Source organism: Corynebacterium lizhenjunii, assembly GCF_011038655.2.
Classification (GTDB): domain Bacteria; phylum Actinomycetota; class Actinomycetes; order Mycobacteriales; family Mycobacteriaceae; genus Corynebacterium; species Corynebacterium lizhenjunii.
In genome coordinates, this window is sequence record NZ_CP064954.1 from 2,404,485 (window position 1) to 2,427,095 (window position 22,611).

Below are 22,611 nucleotides of genomic sequence, written 5' to 3' on the forward strand. Positions count from 1 at the left end.
GGCGCCCGCGTCGCTAAGACCCCCTACGATGGTGGCCAACCGTGACCCATTTTCCGCGCAAACACGACTTCGCGGTATGGGTGGGGAGGGGCCTTCGCGCAGAAAACGCGTCACGGTAGGGTTCTCGGCGGCCGACGTTGAGCCTCACGGGACTCGTGGGGCAGGTGGTCTTAGACAGCGGAGAAATACCGCGAATGCGACTGCCGCAGGTGGTCTTCACTCTCGCTGGCGATGGCCACGATCTCCAAGTCCGGGTTATCGTTAGTTCGATCCAGCTCCAAGCGCTTCAATGTCGCCTCGCGCAGCGAATCGAATTTTATAACATTCAAGCCACCTGACCTGCGATGATACTTAATGAGAAAAGCCGGCATTATTCGATCCTTTCTAGCGTTTAGCTGGCACTCGTTGCTGCTTAAGCTCAGCATGCAAGCCATCCAACACGCGATAGGCTTCTTCGGACAGCTTACACGGCTTCTCTCGGTACCAATGATTTTCGCCGCCCGCAAGGCCTTCCACCTTGGCCACGAGCATTGAGGCCTTTTGAAGCGCCTGAACCATCTGGCCCGCGCCTGGAGGCATGTCCGCACCCTCATGGAGGTAGCGGATTTCCCGACCATATAGATCAGCGGCTTCCTCGTAGAGGTTCGCCCATTTGGATTGCAGTGCCGTGCGGATTTGCAGTTCACTACGCCCGGCGGTCGAACGGATATGAAGATGGATTGCCCGGTAGCCTGAATGGGGCGCATCACGAAAATCCTTGATGTCCACGCGCTTAGCGCCGAAAGCTTCAAGGTCTGCTTTGAAGGATTCGGCTATTGCAGCCTGCTGAGACAAGGACAGATCGCAATCAAATCGAATTCCCGCAACATCGTGCACATTGAGCAGTGGAGTTCCACCCATCCGGCGAAGCTTTTCCAGCAACACACTTTTGGTCTTGACTCGGGCCGACAAACTGTATGCCCGCGTGTTAGGGCGGACGGATTGGTCCGCATTATCGGCGACATTAATGAGCAAGCTGGAAATGGTATGCCTGGCACCGCCTAGAAGAGCTTCAGCGTGAAGTGCATTGAAGGCCAAAAACTCTTCGATTGGCTCCGGATCATAATCGAGGCCATCACGCCATTTGTCGGCCTCGCGGTTGACTCGACTCTTTGAAAACGGCGGCCCCTGGCGGAGAAATTCCTGCGCGTTTGCTAATTGCATTGCACCTCCCACATCAGACTTGCGCCCAATATACCGGTGTTTGTGGAACCAGTAAGGTGCGCTGCGACCAAAGAGGAAACGGCCCACCCACGCTCCTTAAGCAGTTGCGTGAGTAGGCCGTTGCGCGGTCGCGCGACGGGGGTTAGCGGCCGAAGGAGCTCAACTGCGTGAGGAATACGTACAGGTAGTTGAGGATGTCGCCGGTGATGTCCAGAACGCTGCTCAGCATGGGAAAGTCTCCTTAAGTTGCTCTTGCTTACTCAAATATAATCGCGGGGGTTGCCCCAAACGTTACATGGGGTGTGTCCGCACCCGCTGCCCGGCATTAGGGCACAGGACCGGGGCGCAAACCTCATTACATGGGGGCGATGGGGTGCTTCTTCGGCAGGTCGCGCACGTCCTTGCCCGCCAGCTGGCGTAGGGCTTGGCGCAGCGCCAGTCGGGACTCAGTGGGGTCAATCATGGCGTCCAAATAGCCGCGCTCGGCGGCGACGTAGGGGGCCGTCATGGTCTCATCATAGAAATCCATGAACATCTTCTTGGTCATCGCGCGCTGCTCCGGGGTCTCGGCGGCGGCCAGCTGCTTGCCGGCAATCATCACCACGGCGGCCGCGGAACCCATCACCGCAATCTGCGCGGTGGGCCACGCCAAGTTAATGTCACCAGTAAGGTTCTTGGAACCCATCACCGCATACGCGCCACCGTAGGCTTTGCGCACAATCAGCGTCACCTTAGGCACAGTGGCCTCCACCACGGCGAAGGCGAACTTGGCGCCACGGTGAATAAGGCCTGCCCGCTCCTGCTCCACGCCCGGCAAATAACCGGGAGTGTCCACCACGAAGACCAGCGGGATGTTATAAGCGTCGCAGATGCGGATAAACCGCGCGCCCTTATCGGCGGCATCGGCATCAATGCACCCGGCGTTATGCATGGGGTTATTCGCCACAAAGCCCACGGTCTTTCCGTCAATGCGGCCAAAGGCAGTGATCATGTTCGGCGCAAAATTTTCCTGTAATTCGATGATGTCCTCATCATCGCCCAGCAGTGGCAGCAGCTCCGTCATGTCATAGCCGGCGTTGGTGTCATCGGGCATGAAGGTGGCCAGGGGGGCATCGTCAAGCTCAGCGTCTGCCGGGGCCGGGAACTGCGGCGCCGGGTCAAAGCAGGTCAGCGGCAGATGGTCTAGCAGGTCGCGCACCAGGTCAAAGGCTTCGTCTTCCGATGCCACCACTGCCGAGACGTTGCCATTAAGCTCCTGCTGGCGCGCCGAACCCAGCTCCGCAGAAGTCACGTCCTCGCCAGTAACCTCGCGGATGACGTTGGGGCCGGTGACGTACATTTCGGCCTCACCATCCACGGCAATAACAAAGTCCGTGGTAACCGGGGCGTAGACGGCACCACCGGCGGATTTGCCCATCATGATGGAAATTTGCGGGCTGCGCCCCGAGAGCGGCAGCTGGCGCCGGGCGATCTCCGAATACATGGCCAGGGAGGTCACCGCGTCCTGGATGCGCGCGCCGCCGGAGTCCTGAATACCGATAACCGGGCAGCCGATTTTAATGGCCATATCCATGACCTCAGTGACTTTCTGCCCAAAGGTCACACCCACGGAGCCACCATAGACCGTCTTGTCGTGCGCATAAATGCACACGGGACGCCCGGACACGCGGCCATATCCGGTAACCACACCGTCAGAGTAGATGGCGTCCGGGTCACCGGGCGTCTTGCCCAGGGCGCCGATCTCCACAAAGGAGCCCTCGTCTAGTAGGGCGTTGATCCGCTGACGCGGCGTGGATCGGCCGGCTTCATCACGGCGGGCGCGGGCGCGTTCACTGCCCGGGTCTTGGGCCTGTTCCAGGCGTGCGCGCAGATCTGCAAGCTTGTCAGCGGTGGTGCTCACTAGCGAATCTTCTCCTCGATCCAGTCATTGATGTACTTACCCACGGTACCGATGGCTGGCTCATCCGGGACAGCCAAGTGGTCGCCGCGCAGTTGCACAATTTCCAGATCTTCCACGATAACGCCCCAGCCGCCGTCGGGAGCAATCTCCGCATACGCAGGCTCTAGCTCAATCGCGCCGTCATGCATCCGCTCAGAGCGGAACAGCAGCACCGGCACGGACACCTCCGCCCAGCGGCGCATGTCCAGCTTGCCCAGGATCTGGTTGTCCACAAAGGATGCACGCTGGTGTTCCAGCACACCGGCGGACAGGCCGTGCTCTGAAGCATCGGTGGAAGCCAGGAATTCCGCCAGCATGGTCATCAGCGCGTCCTCGCCCAGGGTCTCCAGCATGTCATAAGGTGGCTCAAAGTCCAGCCCGTAGGTCTTCTTCGCAAAGGCGGCGTAGCGACCCCAGCGCGCCTTGGTCTCCTCCAGCGTATCCGGCGCCGGGTGTGCCGGCTGGGTGGTGTCCAACAGCGCAATGAAGGCCACCTCCGGCACGTCCTCACCGGCCTGTGCCAGCTTCTGCAGCTGGTAGGCCACCTCATAGGCCAGGGCACCGCCGAAGGACCAGCCGCCCAGGACTACCTTGCGTCCGCGTGCGTACTTGACGATGTCCCCTATGTAGGCCTGCGCACGCTCTTCCAGGGTTCCTTCGCGGCGCTCAACACCATAGACGGCCACGTCCTGTGGCAGGCGGCGGGTCAGCGGCTGGTAGACCACGGTGGTCCCACCGGCCGGGTGGAACATGAACACCGCCGGACCATCAGCTTCCCGCAGGACGCGGATATTGCCCTCTACCTCGGTCTCCAGGCCGGAACGTACCAAGTCTGCGAGCGGCTCCAGGGTTTGGGCCTGAAGAACCTGCGCTGCGGTGACCTCAATGTTGGCGCGCTCGCTCAGGCGCTGCGCGATCTGCTGGGCAACCTCCTCGCTAATGGTTGGCAGCGCACTGGTCACGCCTGCGGCCGCCTGGCCAGTGAAGGTGGCCCAGGTGCCAAAGACCATGCGCTCTGAGGCATCGCGCGGGGCCACGCCTACGCCCTCCCCGGCAGCCGAGTCGGCAGCGGAGTCAGCGGTGTTGTCGGCAGTGGTGTCAACTGCGGAATCAGCGGTGGGTGCGGGGGCATCGGCAGACGGAGCAGGTGCGGGGGCATCGGCAGACGGAGCAGGTGCCGGGGAATCTGCAGACACCGCGGCTTCCACCATGGCAATGACGTCGGCGAGGGAGGCGTCGCGCAGGGCCTGGACCTGCATCGGCGGGATCTGGAAGTCATTTTCCACCCGGTTTTTAATGCGCATGCCCATCAGGGAATCCAGGCCCAGATCGATAAGCGGCAGTTCGCGCGGCAAGTCAGAGACGTCGTAGCCCATAGACTCAGAGACGATGAGTGCCAGATGCTCCTCCACGGTTTCCGTGGCGGGGTCCCAGCGGATGGCATCGACCTCTGGATCCAGGTCAGTAAAACCAGCGGGGCCAGAAGTGCGGGCGGGCTCCGGCGCAAGGCTGGCGGAAGGCGTGCCGCCTGCGGGGTCCAAGGCCCCGGCAGCAGCCACAGCCAAGGTGCCGGTGGTGGCAAAGGCCTCCGCCACCGGGGAGGCAAGGTTATCTACCACATAGACCGCAATGGCCAGGCCGCCCAGGGTGGTATCGACGGTTACGGTGACCTCACCGGCCGGAGGCAAATCCGTGTGCTCTTCCACCGCAGCCAGCACCGCGCCTGGGGACACGGCCTCCGCCGCGGACTCCAGCAAGGCCAGTGCGGAAGGCGCCTGGTCCGCGTTGGTGGCAAAAGCCACCCGGCCGCCAGGCAGGTTCACCCGCATACCCGGCAAGCCGGTGCCGCCGGAAGAGGGGCGCGCATTTGTCCACAAGTGCTGGTGCTTGAACTGGGTAAACGGTGCTTTAACGGCGGGAGCAGCAGGAGTGGCCGCGGTTGCGGGGGTATCGCCAAAGACTGCACGGTAATCCACCGGGGCACCCGCAACGTAAAGCTTGGCCAGCAGGTCCAGCAAAGACTCGGTCTCATCCACCTTGCGCTTGAAGGTGTAGAGCAGCTGGGCATCCGGCTTGCCCACGCTAAACGCGGTGTTCATCATGCCCATCAGCGCCACCGGGTTGGGGGCAATCTCCACCAGCTGGCTGTGGCCGTGGGCCAGGGCCTGCTCGGTGGCGTCCTGGAAGTAGACCGCATGGCGGGTCATGCGCAGCCAGTACTCGTCCGTGTGCACGGTTGCACCCGGACGGTAGATGACCGCCTTGTCCACAGAGCTAAACAAGGTGGTGTGTAGCGGCCGGGCCTCAACACCCGCGATTTCTGCCGCTAGCTCGCCCAACAAGGGTTCTACGGCAGAGGTGTGGCCCGCGCCCTTGACATTGAGCACGCGGGCGAACTTGCCCTCCTGCTCTAGCTTCTCCACCAATTCCAGAACCTGGGCGCGCGGACCGCCCACGGTGTTCATACCCGGGCCTGCGTACACGGCGGGCTCAATGTCACTGTCCAGGGCCGCGATCTCTGCAGCGGACATTTCCACCACGGCCATAGCCCCCTGGGTTTCCTCCGTGAGCATGGCTTCGCCCTCGCCCATCAAACGCGCGCGATGGCACGCGATCAGCATGGCGTCCTCAGCGCTTAGACCACCGGCTGCATAAGCCGCGGCGATTTCACCCATGGACATGCCCATGACTGCTGCTGGGCGCACCCCAAAGTGGGCCAGCAAGTCCGTCAGCGCGATTTGGATGGCAGTCACGGCCACCTGGCCGGTTTCCGTGTTGTAGGTTTGCTCATCATCCGCCACGATGTCCCGGATGCTCCACCCGGACTCAAAGTCCACAATCTGATCCAGCTCCGCCAGGCGCTGGGCAAAGAAGGGCGAGACCTCCAAGAAGTCCTTGAGCATCTTGCGGTGCTGCGAACCGAAGCCGGAGTAGACGAAGACGGGGCCTTGGACCGACGGGGAATCGGCAGCGGAAATACCCACCGATACCTTGCCCTCGGCTACCTGACGCAGGCGGCGCACCGCTTCTTCCTCAGTGCTGGCGGTGACCACCGCGCGGGAACGCCCATGGTTACGCCCAGCCAAGGAGCGTGCCAGATCCAGCAGGTTCGGGTGGGTGGACTCAATAAAGTCTGCCAGCTGCGCCGCATAAGCCTTGCGGCGAGAAGGCAGCAGGCCAGACAGCGGCAGGGATACCGCAGTGTCACGAACCTGCGGCTCGCGCTGGTGTACCGGGCCGTCAAGATCGGGGCGGTAATCCGTGACCACCAGGTGCGCGTTGGTACCGCCAAAGCCAAGCCAAGCCAGAAACACCTGCGACCTTGCGTCCGGAGTATTCCGGCCACTCGCGGGAGTCCTCCACAATTTCAATGTGCTCGGCCTCGAAGTCAATGTAGCGGTTAGGGGCGCTGAAATTGACCTGCCCGGGCAGCACCCCGGCGCGCATAGCGGCGATGACCTTGATCAGGCCCACCACACCGGCAGCGGACTCGGAGTGGCCGATGTTGGACTTGGCCGATCCCAGCAGCACCGGGTTCGCGTCATCGCGCCCCTGGCCTAATACGCGGCCCAGGGCGGAGGCCTCAATGGGATCCCCCAAGATGGTGCCCGTGCCGTGGGCTTCAACGTAGTCCACGCTGTGCGGGTCTACCCCGGCGTCTGCGTAGGCGCGCTCCAGGACATCTACCTGGGCCTCCGGGTTGGGAGCCGTGATGCCGTTGGAGTGTCCGTCCGAGTTGACGGCCGAGCCCTTGATCACCGCCAGGATCCTGTCGCCGTCCTCCTGGGCGTCTGCCAAGCGCTTGAGCACCACGATACCCGCGGCATCGGAACGCACAATGCCATCGGCGTCATCAGAGAAAGCATGAATGTTTCCCGTGGGCGAAATGACGCCTAGCTCCGAAAATGCCAGGGATGCATAGGGGGCAGCCAGGATGTTCACGCCACCGGCTAGTGCCACGTCCGCCGCACCCGTGCGCAGATCTCGCACCGCCTGGTGGATGGCCACCAGGGAGGAAGAACACGCGGTATCCACAGAAATGGACGGCCCGCGCAGGTCCAGCGCATAAGAAATGCGGTTAGGGATCACAGAAGAAGAGGAGCCGGTTAGCCCATACGGGTGCATCTCTGCAGGGTCCGCGGCCATTAGCATGGCGTAATCATTATTGGTAGAGCCCACATAAACACCCGTGGCGCTGCCGCGCAGGGAGCTAGCGGGGACCTCCGCGTCTTCGAGCGCCTCCCAGGCCACCTCCAAAATCACCCGCTGTTGCGGGTCCATATTGGTTGCTTCCAGCGGGGAGAGCCCAAAGAACTCCGGGTCAAAAGCCGCGATGTCTGCCATGTAGCCGCCCGCGGTGTTTTCCTGCTCAATCTTGGTGCTGACCACCGGGTCTGAGCTATATTCGCTCCACCGGCCCACCGGCAGCGGGCCGGTGCCCGTGCGATAGGAGCTGAGCATCTCCCAGAATTGCTCCGTATTTGCTGCCCCGGGGAAGCGCCCCGCCATACCGATGATGGCAATATCTGGCTGTTGGTCTGCCGATGCCGCCGTCCGTCGCAGGCTTGCCTGTCCCGGTGCGGTGCGCCCTGGTTGTGCCGGTTGCGCGCCGCCCAACAGGCGGTCTGCCAGCAATGCAATGGTGGGGTACTCGTAGGCAACCGTGGCTTCTAGCTGCACACCCAGCAGGTTTTCCAGCTCGCCCGAGAGCACCACGGCATCGCGCGAAGAAAGCCCGAAGTTCTCCAGTGGCTTGTTGTCAGTGATTTCATCGGCATCCAGTCCGGAGGTTTGGGCAACCCAGCCGCGGAGCCAACCGCGTAGTTCTTCTACGGTCATGTACTGATCAATCTTTCTTCGGTGTGAAAAGTTGGGAGCGCGCGAAGGTTCGCACGCCTACATATCGGCTCATTGTCTCATTGCGTTAGCCGGCGCTTGCCTCGCGACATGCCAGTCCCCGGCCGCTGCAGGACAGACAGGCCGGGGCAAAGCAGACAGGCCCAGGCTAGGCAGACAGGCCCGGGCAAGGCAGACAGTCCGGGGCTAGGCAGGCAGGCCGGGGCGCGAAGACTAAGCCTAGGAGCCCAGGTAATGCTTCTTGGCCACGCGGCGAGCAATTTTGCCGGAGGTGGTGCGGTGAATCTCGCCCGGCGCCTTGAACTCGATGACCTCCGGGTTGACCCCGTGGTGCTTGGAAACAGCCGCGCGGACGGCCTCGATGGCGGCAGCGTCACCGTCGGCAGAAGCGCCGTCAGCTCGCTCGACTAGCAGCACCAGCTGCTCAGTGTTGTCACCTTCCACAGAGAAGGCTGCCACGGAGTCCGGGCGTACATGCGCCGATGCCTCCTGCACCGTGCCCTCAATATCCTGCGGGTAGTGGTTGCGCCCTGCCACCACGATGAGATCCTTCAGACGACCGGTGATGTAGAGCTCGCCATCAATAATGACGCCCAAGTCACCCGTTGCCATCCACTTGTCATCATCCGGCGCACCAGCCACGCGGGAGCCTTCCGCCAGGCGCTCGCCCAGGGTATTTGCAAAGGTCTGGGCGGTGTCTTCCGGGCGATCCAGGTAACCCGCAGCCATGTTGTTGCCATGGAGCCAGATTTCACCAATGGCGGAATCGGCAAGCTCCGCCCGGGTAGCCGGATCCACAATGGTCAGGTACTGGGCGGGAATGGTCTGGCCATTGGAGGCAAAAGCCACGGTGTCTGCGGATTTCTCTGCCAGCACCGCCTGGCCATTAGCCAGCTGCTCGCGGTCGAAGTGGGAAATCAGGGGGCGGGTGTCAGTCTGCGGGGTGGACACCAGCAGGGAGGCCTCTGCCAGACCATAGGAGGGGCGCAGCGCCTGGCGCTTGAGGCCGTAATCGCTAAAGACCTCCCAGAAAGCATTCACGGCGGTCTCCGTGACCGGCTCGGAGCCGATGATGAGGCCCTCAATGTTGCTCAAGTCCAGCTCCTCGCCCGGAGCCGGGGCGCCATAGCGGGCGGCTAACTCCAGGGCGAAGTTGGGCACCACGCCGTAGGTGCCGGCCAGATGCTCATCCTGCGGCTGGCGCTTAATCTGGTTAATCCAGCGCTTGGGCTGCTGCACGAAGTCGCGCGGGGTCATAATCTCCAGGTTCAGGCCCAGCAACATGACGAAGATGGCCAAGATAATGCCCATGTCATGGTGCATGGGCAGCCAGGAGATCACGCGCGGCGGCAGCTTGATCTGGGCGGCGTGGAAAATCTGCAGCACATTAGTCAGAATCGAGCGGTTGGTGAGCATGACGCCGGCGGGCACGCGGGTGGAACCGGAGGTGTACTGCAAGAATGCCGGCATATCGATGGGCGCCAGGGTGGAGTTGGCCGCCAGGGCCTTACCCGTCGGCGTCTCCATGGGGTTGACGAAGTCCGCCGCCAGGGTATCCGGCAACGTGTCCACCACGATGGTGCGCGGGCGCTCCTTGGCGGGGCGGTCCGCGAAGTGCTTACGCACCGCGGCCGCAGAGGTGGAGTTGGTCAGGACCAGCTTGGCCTTGGAGTCCCCGAACACGGCGTTGAGGTGGTCACTGTGCCCGGGTTCATTGGGGTCGTAGAGCGGGATGGGAGTCAGGCCCGCATACAGCGCGCCGATGAAGCCGAAGATGTACTCCGGGGAGTTGCCTGCCAGGATGACCACGCGGTCGCCCACCACGGCCACCTGCTGCAAGCGGGCCGCCACGGCCTTGATGCGGGTGTTGACCTGCTCGCGGGTGAAGTCCAGCGGGGTGCCCTCCGGGTCTTCCGCGTAGTTCCATTGGCGCAGGATAGGCCGTTGCAGGTCTGCTCCCCCGGCGCGTTCCTGTTGGAAGAGCAGCTCTCCCAGGCCGGCCAGCGTCAGCTGCGGCGGCAGCACAATGTTGCCTTGAGCGTCAAAGAACTTACTAAAAGCGGCGTTGAGGTTCATAAGGTACTCCTGTTGTCATTTTATTTCGCTGCCTAAGTTATCATTTGTGTGCCGTCCCGCGTTACATCGCGGGGGTAGGCACCTGGGGGACAGTCTAGCGGGATTGGGCAATGAGCTGGTGCGCCCAGTCCACCACCCACGCATTCGCGGTGGTACCCGGAATCACGTTCGGGTTAGTCGCGTACTGCGCGTGCACCCCGTTAGCACTGATCAACCCCAGGGCGCGCTCCACGCCATTCGGGACATCATGCGGGGCATCACAGATGGAGTCATCCGGGGCACAAATCTGGAAGGTGCGGTCTGCCAACTCGCCGAAGCCATTCGGGCGCGGACCGCGCATGCTCGCCCCCGGCACCACCGGCTGGACCAGACGGTTCACCGGCGCTAGGGCAATCTCCGCGCCGATACCGCCAAGCGGATTACCCGGGTTGATGCCCACCTCGTTCTGACGGCGACCATCGGCAACCAGGGCGACACCAGCGACAGCATCGGCAGGAATGGGGCCCTGGCCGGCCCCGATGGCATCAGCAACATCGCCCACCAGCACCGCACCCTGGGAGAACCCAGCCATGATGAACTTCGTACGCGGGCAGTCAGCGTGCATGGCAGCCAGCTCCTGCTCCACGCGGACAGTACCCTCCTGGCGGGATTCGTCGTAGCTCATCTCGTCTTGCGCATTAATGTTCTTAAACTGCGCGGTGTACGGCAACGTCCACACCTTCACATCATCCGGCGCGTAGGCATCCTGCAACGGCTGGGAGATGGACAGCATGAAAGAACGCGGGTTGGCCTGCGGGTGCAGCGGGTCATCATCCGCAGCCGACTCCCAGGTACCCGGCGCGGAGATGAACTCCACCGCGGGGCACCACTCGGGCTGCGCTGGCTCTGCGGGCGCGGGAGGCTCCGGCGCTGCGGAATCCTGCGGCGCGGGCTCCTGCCTGGCCTGGAAATACTGCATAGCACCACCGCCAATAAGCACCAAGACGATGAGCACCGCGACAACGGTGAGAAACTTCTTCATAAGGTGATAGTTCTACCTTTCCTTGATTGCACTCACCTCGCCAGAACCTGTGCCCCGGCTGGCAGCTAGAGCTTGCCGATGCCCCGGCCCGGCGCCGGCAGTCAGCGCTGGCAGGAGGGGCACGGGCCGACGTTTACGGGCAGTACGCCCCGCGGCCCTGCACCACCAGCAGCTCAGTCAGGCGCGCGTGGTCCAACTCGGTACGCTGCTGCTCAATGAGCTGCCCGGCGATGGCCGGTACCGTCACCGAATCGGCGTCATTACAGCTGGCCTGGCCCACGGCCACCAGCTGATCTTCCACACCGGAGACATTGACACCCTGGCCTGCCAAGGCATCCAGGAACTGCTGGTCCTGCTGCTGCGGTGCGGCCGGAGCCACAGACTCCGTCACCTCGCGGGCAGGGCGGTCCTGCGGTACAGGCTCTGCACTCGCATTGGCTGTAGAAGCCGCGGCAGACTGGGAGGCTGAGGTTGAGGAGGCATCGGCAGACTCCGCAGAGGCAGAGGCAGACTCGCTAACCCGGGCGGTGCCCCGCTCCAGGGGCGCCACGGACGTCGGGGGTGCGTCGTTATCGACGGTGGCGGAACCGCCGCAAGCCGCCAGCAGACCTGCCGCACACGCCACGGCGGCCGCCACACTCGCGCGCCGCATTAGAATTTCTTCCCCTGGACGACGCCAAAGACCTGGCTGAGCTCACCATGCTGGAACTTCTGCACCAGACCACCGGTGGGGATGTCTGCGAAGTCTTCCGTGGGCCAGCCGTACTCACCCTGCTCCCAGCGGGCCTTGCCCCAGGCGTCAAAGATGGCGCCGTGGAGGATGAAGTGCGCGCCGGTCTGCGGGGACCAGTAGATGTTGCCGTGCTCGAACTCCTGGAAGTAGCCGCCATTGACGGGCCTTTCCCCACCGCGCGGGAAGCCCAGCTTGGACTCCGCGCCACCTAGCTCCTTGTACTTAGCGCCGATGGCACCGTGAACAATCGCATGGGACTTGTCCGGGTTGCGCGTAAGCACACCGTTTTGGAAGAACTGCTGGAAACCAGCGCCCACCTCAGTAACCGGGGCCGACGGGTACTTCAGATCACCAGTCTCCCAGCCATTTTCGGCCCAGGCTGCCACCATGTCGCCCGGGATGGCCCAAGCGCCGGTGGCCGGGGTCCAGTAAATGGAACCGTTTTCAAAGTGGACGAAGCGGCCCACGCCATCCGGGGTGCCCTGCTCACCGGTCTTGGGGAAGCCCAGCCACGACGACGGGCCGCCAGCCTCAGCGTAGCGGGCGTTAATAGCACCGTAGAGGCCATGCGCACCGGTAGCCGGGGACCAGTAGGCGGTACCGCCGGTGAAGTCCTCCGCCTTGCCGTGGGCGGCGTCGTACTCGTTGTTGACGCACTCGCCCAGCTTGCCGTCTTTGGTGGCCTCCGCGATGGCGCCCACCGGGGAGCACTCGGCGCGCCCGTCGTCCTCCGTGAGGTTCAGGGACTTCGAAATGTAGGGCCAAGCCTCCTTCATCTCGAAGTCCCAGTACTCCCAGGAGTGCACGCCGGAAGGACGGAACTTAACCACCGGCTCGACGTTGACGGCCTTCGCACGGTTGATGAAGGTCTGGGTGGACATGCGCGAGAGCACCTCCAGGCCCACGCCAGCCGGGGTGGCCTGGCCGCGCGCCACAGAGTTGGCCAGCCCAAAGTCATCCTTTCCGGAACCAGCAGAGACGTAGACCGTCATGTCCTTGAGGGCTTCGATACCCAGCTTCGGGTCGTGGTCAATCCAGTTCTGGGAGCCGTAGGGGCCCCACATCTTGGTGGCGGTGAAACCACCAGCGTCCTTTTGCGCGGCGTCGATGGCCTGCGGCATGCCGATGCTGGTGGTATCCAGGTAGCCAGAGAACGAGCCCACGAACTTAAACAGGTGCGGCTTGCGCTCCGCCAGGTTGACCGCAGAGGTACCACCCATGGAGATACCCACCACGGCGCGGTCCTTATTGGAGCGGAACTTGTTGTCCATGATCGGAATCAGTTCCTGGGTCAAGAACGTCTCCCACTTGTAGTGCTTGCCCTGGTCCGGCTGCTCCCAGTCCGTGTAGAAGGAGGACTGGCCGCCAATGGGCATGACCACGTTGACGTTCTTGCCGCGGTAGAAATTCTCGATGTTCGTGTCGATAGTCCAGCCGCTTTCATCATCGCGGGCGCGCAGACCATCGAGTGCCCAGACCTCCGCGAAAGTAGCGTTCGGGTTGGAGTACCAGTCGCGCGCCAGCAGCACCTGGAAGCCCACTTCCTGGTCGGGCATAGCCGCAGACTTCACCCAGACCTTCACATGGTGCGGGGTCAGGTACTCGATGCGATTGACGCTGACTCCCTCCGGGAGGCCGTCAATGTGCGGGTATTCCTCCACCTGGATCGGGGTGCGCTGTGGCGGGGTGCCCGGGGTAGCGCCATCGGGAATCAGGTTGCTGCTGCCGGAAGACAGCGCTGCCAGGTCCTGCTGGGCGCCAGCGTTGGGCAGCAGAGCCAGGCCGACGGCGAGTGCGGTAGGCACCGCAGCAGCAGCAATCCCACGGCGAGTGCGGGCAGGGGAACGGTCAGGGGTGGTGCGCATGAGAAAGTCCTTGTTGGTTGGAGTTGGGCAGGGGTCAGCGCAGCCGTGAGCGCCGTCCTCCGAAGGTTCCCCTCCTCCGGAAGTCAGCGGCTGCGCCGGTGCTCTAGTCTCTATTGTGCGCTCAACTTTAAGTAAAACTTGAGACTTTGTGGGTAAAGACACGCCGCGCGTGCACACTTTGTCCCGTCACCCAAAACTTGCCGATGCCCCTGCCTGCCGATGCCTCCCAGTGCCAATACCACCTTCCCTCACCGTTGTCAGAGCGCTGCACGAGCGAGGGCCAGTTTCCGCACGAAGATAGCCCGGATCGGGTAAAACGCAAACAACCCCGGCTCGGGGATTCCGAGTCGGGGTATGGAACCGCGCGGCCGCGACAGGAGGCGCAGCAGGCAGTCCGGAGGCTAACTCCTTACCAGGCGTTCATCACGTCCAGCACGCGGTTCTTGCTGTGGTGCAGCTGGTGGCCGAACTGGTTCCAGTTGTGCTGGCCCACACCCGGGTAGTCAGCGGTTACGCGGATACCCTCTGCACGTGCGCGCGCTTCCCACATGCGGGTGGTCACACGGGAGAATACCTCCAGGATGGCGCCGGAAGCCTGGATGTTGAGGGGGATGGAGGCATCGACAGGCGCGGGAACACCGGTAGCGGCAGAGATGTAGACATCGGTGTTACGCAGGCCACCAACAACCGCAAAGGGATCGTTGGCAAAGCGCTGCGGGTTTACCAGGGAACCGTACATGGCGTTGAGGTTGAAGCCGCCAGCGTCCAGCAGGGCCAGGCGCATGAAGGTGTGAGCGCCCGGGAAAGAGGTTGCCAGGTAGCCGGAATAGGACAGCGCTTGGCGGAACTGGCCCGGGTGCTTGCCGGCCAGGGTGATGGCGGCGGTTCCGCCCATGGACAGACCAGCGATGGCATTGTTATTGCGCGCCACGCCGAAGTTGCCCTCCAGGTAGCCAGGCAGCTCAGAGGTCAGGAAGGTCTCCCACTTATAGGACACCGGGTTGTTGAAGTCATAGGTGGCTGGGCCCTGCCAGTCCTGGTAGAAGGAACCAGCGCCGCCTACCGGCATGACCAGGGTGATGTTGTGCGGCTCGTAGAGTGCCGCAGCGTTGACATCATGCACCCAGGCGTTGGTGTGGTCGGTCGCGCGCAGTCCGTCCAGCAGGTAGAGGGCTGCATTGCCGCCGCGCTTAGCAGGCTGGATTTGGACCGGAATGTTGCGCCCCATGGCTTGCGACCAGACGTCGCAGCGCTGCACCCACCAGCCCACGGGGTCCCACTCGCAGGTTCCGGTGGCATCGGCACGCAAGAAATCGCGGGGGCCAGCGGCGGCGCGTGGGGCAGCAACTGCGGTGCCGGCAGCCACGAGCACGATGGCCAGCAGGACCGCCAGGAGACGGCGGTGGACAGATTGCACGGGAGCAAAGATAGAGGCGTTATTCATACTTCTCCTTGTTGTTGGTTGCGGCGCGGCCTCAGCCGTCAGCCGCCACGTCACAAAAGTGTAACGAATACTCGCCAGGTAGCTTAGCGGACTTCTGCGCAAAAGTCGCGCCAGACCCTCTGGGCCCCGTGCCAGACCATTGCCAGATCATGGCCAGATCATTGCCAGACTGTTGCCGCGCCGCTGCCGCTCCCTAGCTTGCCGATACCCCCTCTTCCCCTGCCCTCCCCACTTCCGTAGGGGTTCCCGCCAGAGGATTTTTCTCGAGTTAGCGCAGGTAGAACTCAGGATCGGAGTTGAAGTGTAGCGTGCGCCCCTTGCACAGGGACCACTTGATGTTTTCCCAAAACCGCTTGCCATCGAGTGGGGCGCGATAGGTACCAAATAATTCTTGGAAGTCTGGGTGTTCTAGGGCTTGGCGGGCGCGGGCGGCTGCGTCAGCATCGATCCACGAAGGCAGCTGGTTGAGATCCACGGCGGTATCCGCCACCTGCCATTCGCGGCCTAGATTTTTGTCGTGGCCAATGCGCCCGTCTTCCAGCCGCGGTTGGCGGGCGGCCAGCGGGTTGGCCAAGCCAATGTTGTCGAGTACCCGCACATCCAGGGGGCTGCGCATGGAGGACATGCCCATATTAACGAGGTATAGCGTGGGTGGGTCGCTGCGCTGCGGATCTGCTGGCAGGCCCATCCAGCTAAATTCCTGTGGCTCTTCGCTGGCTAGGTAGCGCACGCTCAGGGCATCGCCGGAAGCTAGGTCTGCCAGGCCCTCATCGAAGCCTTGGAGTAGGTTGACATCTGCGAAGTCCTCAATGGTCAGCGGGCCATTGCCGGGCGCGCGCTTGGTGGCGAAGGTCCAGAACTCGCGTTCATCGACAGTGCCTAGGCTATCTGCCTTGAACATCTCCCAGTCCGTGGGGTGGCCGCGCCACGCTACAACCGCGGCCCATACGGCCAGCGCCAGGCCCAGGACCAGGCTGCGCCAGGAGCGCACCGGGATCACAAAGACTGGCAGCAACGCGGCAAAGAGCGGCAGCAGCAACATGCGCCCGTGCATGAAGTCCCCGCCCACCCGCAAGACATAGAGCAGATGCACCAGTGCGCATGCGAGCATTACTGTCACCACCAGCGCGGGCCGCGAAATCCGCGCGGGCTGGTGGCGTGCGGCACCATCGGGGGCGTCGGCCTTGCCGGCGGCGCGGGGCGTCCGGAAAAATTCCCTGCGCGGTTCGCGGCGAAACGCGAGGCCCACCACGGCCCAGGCGGCCAGCAGGAATAGCGGCAGCCACAGCCAATAGGGCCCCACAAAGTCGCGGAGGTAAGCAAAGCCGGAGGACCAGGAGGAATCGGCAGCAGACTTGGCCACTGCGGTGTGCGGGGTGAGCAGCCCGTAGTAGCCCATGCGGAAGACTTGATAACCTGCGGGCAGCGGGAGGGCAACGGCAAAAATGGCCAGCCACGCGCGCCAGGAGCGATGCTGCCACAACAACAGCGCCCCGGCGGCGGCGCCGTAGAGGGCCAGCTCTGGGCGCACCAGCCAGGACATCCCCGCCCACCAGGCGGCCAACAGCAACGCGGCGCGGGAGTCCGGGCGCTGAGCCCACCACAGCAACACGGCCCACAACGCGGCAAGGTAAAAGATGGACAGCCCCCACTCCAAGCCGGAGGTAAAAAAGTCCCGCGCTGGCGGCAACGCCAGGTAGACCAGCGCACCGGCGGGCAGTACCAGGTGGAAGCGGCGGGCATTCCACAGTGCTGCTGAAGCCCCCGCGCCCAGGCACATGGCGGCGACAGAGAGTAGCAAGGCCAGCCACAGGGCAATGAGCTCCAGCTTGGCGCCGCTGACCGCGTGGACCCCGTAGATGAGGTACTGCCACACAGTGGAGGTATTGGCTTCTACGCGCTCCCCGGCGTTGAACACGGGACCATTACCGGCGGCCAGGTTGCGCACGGTGCGCAAGACGATGAGGCCATCATCAGAAATCCACCGGCGGGCCCACCCGCTCCAGGCGCTGAGCACGCCGATGAGCAGCACACTTAACCCCGCACTTAGCGGGGCCAGACGTGCTAAACCCCCACCAGCCCACGGGGCGCGGGAGGCGGGGGTTTCAAGACGATGCATGAGAAAGAAATTACCAGCAGGCTAGCCAAATGCCGGAATCACGTATGTGGCCATGGCAATGCACGCCAGCCACAACAGCGCCAGAATCTGCAGAACGCGATCCTGCAGCGCGATCTCATCCGGGGCGCCGCCGTTGCCGCGGTCAACATCGGCAGCATAGCGCAAAATGGCGATGGTAAACGGCACCATGGAGACCTGGTACCACACCCCGGCCGCGCCCTCGCTAGCACTAGAAAGGGTAAAGCCCCACAGGGTATAGGACATCACCACTGCTGTGGCGGCCAAGGTCCACACAAAGCGCAAATAGGTGGGGGTGTAGCCCTCAAGGGACTTGCGAATCTTTGCCCCGGTGCGCTCTGCAAGCAAGATCTCTGAGTAGCGCTTGCCGGAAGCCATAAACAGCGAGCCAAAAGCCGCCACCAGCAAGAACCACTGGGATAGCTCAATGCCCGCAGCAACACCACCGGCCATAGTGCGCAGCATGAAACCGGAGGACACCAGTGCGATGTCAATGACAGGCATGTGCTTCCAACCAAAGCAATAGCCCAGCTGCAGCGCAATATAGACCGCCATCACCATGGCCAGGTGCACGCCGTCGGTAGCCAGGAAAGACAGGCCCACCGAGGCCACAATCAGCGCAACCGCCATGGCGTAGGCCAGCCCCACCGGCAATACTCCAGCCGCAATGGGCCGGTAGCGCTTGGTTGGGTGCGCCCGGTCCGCCTCCACATCCTTGGCATCATTGATCAGGTAGATAGAAGACGCCGCCAGACAGAAGACCACGAAAGCCAGCAGCACATCCAGCGCCACACGGGTGTGGAAGAGAGCTTCGGCTCCTGCGGCCAAGGGTGCGGCCAACACCAGGACGTTTTTGACCCACTGCTTGGGGCGCAGGGCTTTCACCATGCCATCGGCCAGATTCTTGGGCGGAGTGCGCTTGCGGCCCGTATCTACTCCAGAGGTGTGCGGCTCAGAATGGAAAACGCTCTGCTCGCCGTCATCCTTGGGGCTCATGCGGTCTTTTCCTCCAGTCGGTGCATTACTTCTGCGGTCACGGCGCCCAGGGCAGCACCCAGGGCGGTGTCCGACGGGTAGTGTACGCCCAGGACCATGCGCGAGCACATCATCACCGGAATCCCCGCCAGGAATGCCCGGTTGCCTGTGACACGCGCCGCGCCCACCAAAAACGCCGCCGTGGAAGTCGAGTGTGAGGAGGGGAAAGACAGCTTCGACGGCGTAGCAACGCCCACCCGCACATACGGGTAGTCCGGGCGCTTGCGGCGCACAATACGCTTGAGCACTACCGATGCCGCGTGCGCGCTCAGCGCCGCAGCACCTACGCCCGCCCAGCGGCGCGCCTGCCGGGCGTTGCCCTGGCGGGTGTTGAGCCCATAGAGCACTGCTGCTGAACCCATCCAGCCCAGGGCGTGCTCCCCAAAGTGGCTTAAACCCCTGGCGGCGGGGAGGATGCCGGGGGCATCGTAAGCCACAGTTTGGATGGCCTCCAGGACATGGCTTTCGCGCTGGCTCAACCGGCCCAGGCGGGACTGGTCGCCCTGACCCTGGTTGCCCTGGTCCTGGTTGCTGGGATGGTTGCTGGACTTATTGGGCATCGAAGACCTTCCTCCAGGACTCGCGGGAGGTTAACTCCGGCAGCGCAGCCCGGTACTTCTCGCGCAGCTGGTCAAAGTCTTTCTCAATAGTCTGCTGCAACTCGACGCTTTCACTCATCAACTCCCACGCCAAGTTGCGGTCGCGCTTGCGGAAGGCCACGCCGGTGCCGCCTGCGGTAGACACAGTGGCCGAGTCCACGCGAGAGAGCGTAAACCAGCGGGCCTCCTCCGGGGTGAGGTTAAGCTGCGGGGCCTCATGGTGTGCGGGGTCCTGCTTAGTCACCAGGTGCTTCACGGACTTGAGCAACCACGGGATCTTCTTAACCTTGCCCAGGCGACCACCAACGTTGCGAGTAGGCACCCCCGGCGCGCCGGTGGCCGGCGGGAGCTGATCTGCAGACTCGATAACAACGGCATCGCTATATTCCTTACGGATCTCCGCGATACGCGGCAAGGAGGTCTCCAAGATGTCAAAGAGCTGGTCCGGGCCGGCCAGGAAGTCCTCCATTGCCTCGATCTGGATGGCGATGGTGGAGTACTCCATGCACATGACGTGCTTGAGGGTGGAGCGGAAGATAGAGCGGAAGATGCCGCCTGGGTCGCCCTCGTGGTACAGCGCTGCCACAATCAGGCGGTTGCGCAGATGGAAGTAGGCCTGCCAATCAATGGCGTCATCCTTATCAGCCCAGGCCATGTGCCAAATGGCCGCGCCCGGCCACGTCACCGTGGGGAAGCCGTGGGCAGCGGCGCGCAGCGAATACTCCGTGTCATCCCATTTGATAAACAGCGGCAGCGGCTGGCCAATGGTCTCCGCCACCACGCGCGGAAATAGACACATCCACCAGCCGTTGTATTCGACATCCACGCGGCGGTGCAGCGCGCGGGAGTCATAATTGCGTGGGTCAATGTGGGTCTGCGGGGTACCGATGGCGCGCAGCGGATACTTGGCAAAGTCATGGTCATATACCGCGTGCGGGGCCGCGCCCCACATGAAGTCCTTACGGTTGACTTGCTCGCCAGTGGTGCGCAGCTGGGAACGTTCCTGCAAGTTAAGCATCTGCCCACCTACCACAATGGGCTTGGCGGCATAACGCGCCACCTGCACGGCGCGGTAAATCGAGTCCGGCTCAATAGCAATGTCATCATCCATGTACAAGATGTACGGGGACTCGGTGTTTTCTAGCGCCTCAAACATGATGCGCGAATACCCGCCGGAACCGCCCAGGTTTCCCTGGCGGAACTCCCGGAAGCGCTCCCCAAAGTGCTCCACGGCCTCCGCGTAGCCGGGGTGGTCTGCCGGGTGCGCGGTGCCCTGGTCCGGCATGAGAACATAGTCAATAATCTCATCCACAAACGGGTCGGACTGCAGGGCCTGGAGGGCTGCCACGGCATCGGCAGGCCGGTTAAAGGTAGGAATGCCCACCGCTACCCTCTTCGGCTGCGGTGCCAGCTCACTGCCGTCGGGCAGGACCTGGGCGGCGGGTGCGGCGGGGGCGCACCAGGCGGCATCGGCAAGCACGGTGTCTTCATCGGCAGTGACGTCAAACCACAGCCAACCGCCGTCTTCAAAGTTGCGCAACTCCAGCTCGAACTCGTGGTGGCCGGTGGTGACTTCCTCGTGACTGATGGAAATGCGCTGGCCATCCTGCTTGGAACGGTAGAAGGACAGGGTCGCGCGGCCTTGGACCTCCAGGGTCAAAAAGACAGAACGCAGCTGCGACCACCGGCGCCAATAGGCTGCCGGGAAAGCATTGAAGTAGGTCTCAAAAGAGACCTCCGCCCCCGCCGGAATGGCCACCGACGTGCGGTTATCCCAACGCAGTCGGTCCTTATTCTGCTCCATTTCAATGAGGTAGAGCATCCGCACGTCCGCGGGCTCCCCACGGCTGGGCAGCAAAATGCGGGCAAGCGGCTCTCGGGTGGAAGTAGACACAGTTCTCCTTAGATAGGCAGACTTCTGCTCTCCAGCGTAATTGCTCGCCGCCGCCGGGCAGGGTTTGGCTCGCCGGGTTTGGCTTGCCGTGTGTGGCTTGCCGGGGCCTTCGGGTGCCTATTGCCTAGCTTGCCGATGCCGCGCCCCGCGCCAGGTTGTCGTGCGTGACGCCGGGCTGAAGCGCCCTGCGCGCGGCCAGGCCCTGAAACTCTGGGACTTACTCTGGGAGTTTGGGACTTACTCTTGCACTCTTGGAGTCCCAGAGTTAGATTGACCCCATGACCTGAGCTGATGAGCCTCACTACAGCTCTAACTCTGGTACTTATTCTGGGAGTCTTGGACTTACTCTTGCACTCTTGGAGTCCCAGAGTTACATCTGTTCTATGACTTGGAGCACCTGAGGCGGTCGTTACGGTTCAACCCACGGAACTAGAAACCCTCGGGCAACAAGAAGCAAGCCTTGACACACTTAATTCCTAGTGCCCGCGCTCCTGCTCCAGGGCCTTGCCCTCGGTCCAGAAGGGCGCCAGCTTGTTATCGAACAGCGACAGCGCGGAGGCGATGGCCATGTGCATGTCCAGGTACTGGTAGGTGCCCAGGCGGCCGCCAAAGAGGACCTGGTGGTCGCGGGCTTCGGCGGCGGCCAGCTTGCGGTAGGCCTCCACCTTGGCGCGGTCTTCGGGGGTACTGATGGGATAGTAGGGCTCATCGCCAGACTCTGCGAACCGGGAGTATTCCTTCATAATCACGGTCTTGTCCTGCGGGTATTTATCGGCGCGCTCAGGGTGGAAGTGGCGGAACTCGTGGATGCGCGTGTAATCCACATCAGCGTCGTTGTAGTTCATCACCGGGGTGCCCTGGAAATCACCGGTGGGCAGAACTTCCATCTCAAAGTCCAGGGTGCGCCAGCCCAGCTCGCCTGCGGAGTAGTCGAAGTAGCGGTCCAGGGGGCCGGTATAGACCACGGGGGCATCGGGAGACTGGGCGCGCAGCTGCTCGCGGACTGCAAACCAGTCGGTGTTCAGCCGGACCTCAATGTTGTCATGAGCGGCCATCTTCTCTAGCCAGGCGGCGTAGCCGTCTACCGGCAGGCCCTCATAGGTGTCGTTGAAGTAGCGGTTGTCAAAGTTGTAGCGCACCGGCAGGCGGGTGATGTTGCCGGCAGGCAGCTCCTTGGGGTCGGTCTGCCACTGCTTTGCGGTGTAGTCGCGGATGAAGGCCTCATACAGCGGCCGCCCAATAAGCGAGATGGCCTTTTCTTCCATGTTGGCCGCGCTGGCAGAGTCGTATTCGGCGGCTTGTTCGGCAATAAGTTGGCGGGCTTCATCCGGGGAGTAGTAGCGGCCAAAGAACTGATTAATCAGCCCCAGGCCCATGGGGAACTGGTAGGCCGTGCCGTTGTGCATGGCAAAGACGCGGTGCTGGTAGCCGGTGAATTCGGTGAACTGGTTGCAGTATTCCCACACGCGCTGGTTGGAGGTGTGGAAGAGGTGGGCGCCGTACTTGTGGACCTCGATGCCGGTCTCCGGCTCGGCCTCCGAGTAGGCGTTGCCGCCCAGGTGCTCGCGGCGCTCCACGATGAGCACCTTCTTATCTAGTTGGGAGGCAGCGCGTTCTGCCACGGTCAGGCCGAAGAAGCCGGAGCCAACAACAATGAGGTCATATGCAGTCATAGCTTCCCAGCCTAGGCAGGCGCGCGAAGTCGCTGGCCGCGCCACGCCGAAACTGTTCCCGCCCGGCGTGTCGCAACACCAACCACAGACTCCACAGTCTTAACATCAACCACAATTGTTAACTATCTTCGCGCG

13 protein-coding genes and 1 pseudogene are annotated in these 22,611 nt (G+C 62.9%); all 14 read right to left on the reverse strand.

The window, feature by feature from the left end; translation table 11 throughout:
• Positions 1-170: 170 nt before the first annotated feature.
• The 14 genes and pseudogenes from G7Y31_RS10970 to glf all read right to left on the reverse strand — a co-directional run bounded on the left by G7Y31_RS10970 (position 171) and on the right by glf (position 22,476).
• The gene (locus G7Y31_RS10970) at positions 171-329 is read right to left on the reverse strand and encodes a hypothetical protein (protein WP_244977391.1); all 159 of its coding nucleotides are present in this window, start codon (positions 327-329) and stop codon (positions 171-173) included.
• A gap of 55 nt (positions 330-384) precedes the next feature.
• Positions 385-1,290, reverse strand: a complete 906-nt coding sequence (locus G7Y31_RS10975) for a GTP pyrophosphokinase (protein ID WP_244977392.1) — start codon at positions 1,288-1,290, stop codon at positions 385-387.
• A gap of 268 nt (positions 1,291-1,558) precedes the next feature.
• Positions 1,559-3,103, reverse strand: a complete 1,545-nt coding sequence (locus G7Y31_RS10980) for an acyl-CoA carboxylase subunit beta (RefSeq protein ID WP_165010586.1) — start codon at positions 3,101-3,103, stop codon at positions 1,559-1,561.
• Positions 3,103-7,981 (reverse strand): annotated as a pseudogene (locus G7Y31_RS10985) (beta-ketoacyl synthase N-terminal-like domain-containing protein). The gene G7Y31_RS10980 and the pseudogene G7Y31_RS10985 overlap by 1 nt, the downstream one beginning before the upstream one ends.
• A gap of 237 nt (positions 7,982-8,218) precedes the next feature.
• Entirely contained in the window at positions 8,219-10,075 is a 1,857-nt protein-coding gene (locus G7Y31_RS10990) for a FadD32-like long-chain-fatty-acid--AMP ligase (protein WP_165010590.1), read from the reverse strand.
• Between the two features lie 94 nt (positions 10,076-10,169).
• On the reverse strand, positions 10,170-11,096 hold the full coding sequence (locus G7Y31_RS10995) for a cutinase family protein (protein ID WP_165010592.1): 927 nt from the start codon (positions 11,094-11,096) through the stop codon (positions 10,170-10,172).
• Between the two features lie 133 nt (positions 11,097-11,229).
• A complete protein-coding gene (locus tag G7Y31_RS11000) occupies positions 11,230-11,748 on the reverse strand; it encodes a DUF732 domain-containing protein (protein ID WP_165010594.1) in 519 nt (172 codons plus the stop codon).
• The gene (locus tag G7Y31_RS11005; RefSeq protein WP_165010596.1) at positions 11,748-13,694 is read right to left on the reverse strand and encodes an alpha/beta hydrolase-fold protein; all 1,947 of its coding nucleotides are present in this window, start codon (positions 13,692-13,694) and stop codon (positions 11,748-11,750) included. The genes G7Y31_RS11000 and G7Y31_RS11005 overlap by 1 nt, the downstream gene beginning before the upstream one ends.
• Positions 13,695-14,103: 409 nt before the next feature.
• Positions 14,104-15,138, reverse strand: a complete 1,035-nt coding sequence (locus G7Y31_RS11010; RefSeq protein WP_165010598.1) for an alpha/beta hydrolase — start codon at positions 15,136-15,138, stop codon at positions 14,104-14,106.
• A 268-nt stretch (positions 15,139-15,406) separates the two neighbouring features.
• Positions 15,407-17,257: an arabinofuranosyltransferase AftB family protein gene (locus tag G7Y31_RS11015; RefSeq protein WP_165010600.1), complete on the reverse strand. Its 1,851-nt coding sequence runs from the start codon at positions 17,255-17,257 to the stop codon at positions 15,407-15,409.
• A 21-nt stretch (positions 17,258-17,278) separates the two neighbouring features.
• A complete protein-coding gene (locus G7Y31_RS11020; protein WP_165010602.1) occupies positions 17,279-18,271 on the reverse strand; it encodes a decaprenyl-phosphate phosphoribosyltransferase in 993 nt (330 codons plus the stop codon).
• Positions 18,268-18,870 (reverse strand): phosphatase PAP2 family protein, encoded by a 603-nt coding sequence (locus G7Y31_RS11025; protein WP_165010604.1) that lies wholly within the window; start codon positions 18,868-18,870, stop codon positions 18,268-18,270. Before G7Y31_RS11025 ends, G7Y31_RS11020 begins: the two co-directional genes overlap by 4 nt.
• Positions 18,860-20,803 carry a glycosyltransferase gene (locus G7Y31_RS11030; RefSeq protein ID WP_165010606.1) on the reverse strand — a complete coding sequence of 648 codons (1,944 nt, stop codon included), beginning with the start codon at positions 20,801-20,803 and terminating at the stop codon, positions 18,860-18,862. Before G7Y31_RS11030 ends, G7Y31_RS11025 begins: the two co-directional genes overlap by 11 nt.
• Positions 20,804-21,279: 476 nt before the next feature.
• Entirely contained in the window at positions 21,280-22,476 is a 1,197-nt protein-coding gene (gene glf / locus G7Y31_RS11035) for a UDP-galactopyranose mutase (RefSeq protein ID WP_165010608.1), read from the reverse strand.
• Positions 22,477-22,611 lie beyond the last annotated feature (135 nt).

What these genes read in the sequence shown, in the direction of transcription:
- G7Y31_RS11010 (WP_165010598.1), bottom strand. Translation starts at nt 15,138, where the DNA reads ATGAATAACGCCTCTATCTTTGCTCCCGTGCAATCTGTCCACCGCCGT.
- glf (WP_165010608.1), bottom strand. Translation starts at nt 22,476, where the DNA reads ATGACTGCATATGACCTCATTGTTGTTGGCTCCGGCTTCTTCGGCCTG.
- G7Y31_RS11025 (WP_165010604.1), bottom strand. Translation starts at nt 18,870, where the DNA reads ATGCCCAATAAGTCCAGCAACCATCCCAGCAACCAGGACCAGGGCAAC.
- G7Y31_RS10990 (WP_165010590.1), bottom strand. Translation starts at nt 10,075, where the DNA reads ATGAACCTCAACGCCGCTTTTAGTAAGTTCTTTGACGCTCAAGGCAAC.
- G7Y31_RS11015 (WP_165010600.1), bottom strand. Translation starts at nt 17,257, where the DNA reads ATGCATCGTCTTGAAACCCCCGCCTCCCGCGCCCCGTGGGCTGGTGGG.
- G7Y31_RS10995 (WP_165010592.1), bottom strand. Translation starts at nt 11,096, where the DNA reads ATGAAGAAGTTTCTCACCGTTGTCGCGGTGCTCATCGTCTTGGTGCTT.
- G7Y31_RS11005 (WP_165010596.1), bottom strand. Translation starts at nt 13,694, where the DNA reads ATGCGCACCACCCCTGACCGTTCCCCTGCCCGCACTCGCCGTGGGATT.
- G7Y31_RS11020 (WP_165010602.1), bottom strand. Translation starts at nt 18,271, where the DNA reads ATGAGCCCCAAGGATGACGGCGAGCAGAGCGTTTTCCATTCTGAGCCG.
- G7Y31_RS11000 (WP_165010594.1), bottom strand. Translation starts at nt 11,748, where the DNA reads ATGCGGCGCGCGAGTGTGGCGGCCGCCGTGGCGTGTGCGGCAGGTCTG.